We start from the raw sequence: 2,278 nt of genomic DNA, 5'->3' as shown, positions 1-2,278 counted from the left end.
CACCGGATGAGGCCGTATCGGCCGGCGCCGCCTTGTCCGCGCCCTGAACCTCGCGCTTCGTCGTGGAGGACCGCTCGTCGCGCGCGGTCGCGTCCTTACCGGCGGATTGCGTTTGCGGCTTCGCGGCAGGCGCGGCAGCGATCTCCTGCCCGATCACGACGGCCACGACTGACTGGTCCTGGACGTCTGCGGCATGATCGACCGGACGTTGTTTGTCCGACGATCTGTCGGTCTTCCTGTCGGAAGGCTCCTTCGTGGACTTTGCTCGCTCGGATGCCGCGATGTGTTCCTGCACCGCCGCGTCCTTCGTCCTCTCCTTTTCGACCGAATGAGCCAGACGCGGGCGCAGCGTTCCGGTCTTCGCGATCGTCTCGCTGCCGTCATCCTTCAGGGCCTGCCTGGCGAGGTTCGAGACGGTGTGGAGCAGATCGTTGAACGAGGAGCTTCCCTGCGATTTCGCTCCGGCGTTCTTTGCCGAACGCGACGTCCCGCGCATGTTGAGGCTCTCGGCGAGGCCCGAGAAAAGCTGTCCGGAGGTTCCAGTGAGCTTGGTCATGGACGGCGGTCCCTGGTGAGGAGTTCGAGTTCGCCGAGCTGCTTCTGCGCGCGCGCCAGCGTCACGGTCGATGACGCCAGATCGAGACGCGCCGGCGTTGCCGGAGGCTTTTCGGCGGCGGCGGATCCGCCGGGGAACGGCTTGCGGATGTCGAGCGCGAGCTGCACCGTGGCATTCAGCAGCGGGACGTCGCGCTCGGGTAGCTTCGACCGGTCGAGTGCCTTCAGCTCGGCGAGACCGCCGTCATATTCGTCGGTGAGCGCGCGTGAGGCGCCGCGAAAGAAATGCGCCCGCTCCCGATCCGCGGAGGCGTCGGCGCTGAGCGTCAGTGCCCGCTCGCCGGCAAGCCGCGTCACGACCAGCTGTCCGCGCAGCATCGCCGCGCGCGCGATCACGAGATAGAGCTTGAGGCGGCTCGCGCGATCGATCTGCTCCAGCAGGGCAGCGATCCGCGCAAAGCGGCGCCCGTCGAGCGCCAGGCTCGATTGCGTCAGCCCCGTGGAGAAGCGCTGCCAGAAATCGCCGGCATAGATCGAGTTGCGGTAATGGCGGATATAGGCCAGCGTCAGGAACTCGAACTTGTCGAAATCCTCCGCCTGCCCCACCAGCAGGATCTCACGCCGCAGCGCCGCCTCCTCCACCAACGTGCCGGGCAGCAGCAAGCGTGCATCGTCCAGGCGTTCGATCGCGAACGATGCCTCGGCACGCGCAAACAACGCGCCCTGGACCAGCGCGACCTGTCCGCCAAGGCCCGAGGAAAGCGTCCGCGGCTTGACGTCCTTGAGCTGCTCCCTCGCCTCCTCTTGACGACCCTCGACATAGGCGAGCGCGCCGTTGAACAGCCGCTCGTCCACGTTCATCTTGTCGCGCGGCAGCTTGCGGACGATTTGCGGCGCGCCGCCGCTGAGCAGATAGATGACCACGGCCTGACTGTTCTGCGGATTGCTCCACACGGCGGGATCGGCGGCGAGAAACTTTTCCCCGATCTGCCGGATCAGCGCGACGTGGCTGCCGTGCGCGGCGGTTTCGCCGTTGGCGATGCCGTCCTGCACCGCCTGCAGCGCGCGAACGAGCTCATAAGGCTCGCCCGGCTGGCGCGCGGGCTGGGCAAGCGCGTTCGACGCCGTGAACGGCAGGAGCAGCAGGGCGATGCAGAGCAGCGGCCTGATCAAGGGCGCTTCTCACGGATCAGGATCTCGATCCGGCGGTTCTGCGCGGCAGCGGGATCATTCGGAAGCTTCGGCCGCCGGTCGGCGTAACCTTCGACATGCTCGATCCGCTGCGCGTCGACGCCGGAGCGAACCAGCATGTAATAGGCCATCTGGGCACGAGCGGTCGACAGCCGCCAATTGTCGTAAGTCTCCGAACGATATGGCCGATTGTCGGTATGGCCGCGGACGATGATCATGCCCTGGCGTTTCGTCAGCAGCGGCCCGATCTTGTCGAGCACGCGGATGAGTTCGGGCCGCGGCTCGGCCGAGCCGACCGCGAACATGCCAAAGCTCGCATCGTCGGTCAGGCTGATCAGGAGTCCCTCCTCGACCTGACGCACCTCGGCCGCCGGCCCGGCGCCGGCCTTGATGTCCGACAGCGCGTCCGCGATCGCGGACTGAAGCTGCTTGACGGTCGGCTGCTGGGTTTGCGCCGCATCGCGCGTTTCGCTCTCCTTCGCCGTATCGTTGGCGCGCGCCTGCGCGGCGGCGTTGGCTTGAACGCTCGCTT

General features: G+C 67.0%; 2 protein-coding genes and 1 pseudogene. All 3 read right to left on the bottom strand.

Features of this window, described 5'->3' with window-relative positions; genetic code table 11:
* Nucleotides 1–556: pseudogene (locus MOV74_RS36370) on the bottom strand (flagellar hook-length control protein FliK); the annotation flags it as partial.
* A complete protein-coding gene (locus tag MOV74_RS36365) occupies nt 553–1,728 on the bottom strand; it encodes a chemotaxis protein (RefSeq protein WP_246932125.1) in 1,176 nt (391 codons plus the stop codon). The pseudogene MOV74_RS36370 and the gene MOV74_RS36365, both read right to left, overlap by 4 nt.
* On the bottom strand, nt 1,725–2,278 hold a 554-nt coding region (locus tag MOV74_RS36360; RefSeq protein WP_246932123.1), incomplete at its 5' end, for an OmpA family protein. The genes MOV74_RS36365 and MOV74_RS36360, both read right to left, overlap by 4 nt.

It is taken from the genome of Bradyrhizobium sp. SHOUNA76 (genome assembly GCF_023006445.1).
Classification (GTDB): domain Bacteria; phylum Pseudomonadota; class Alphaproteobacteria; order Rhizobiales; family Xanthobacteraceae; genus Bradyrhizobium.
This window is presented reverse-complemented; position numbering and strand designations above follow the sequence as displayed.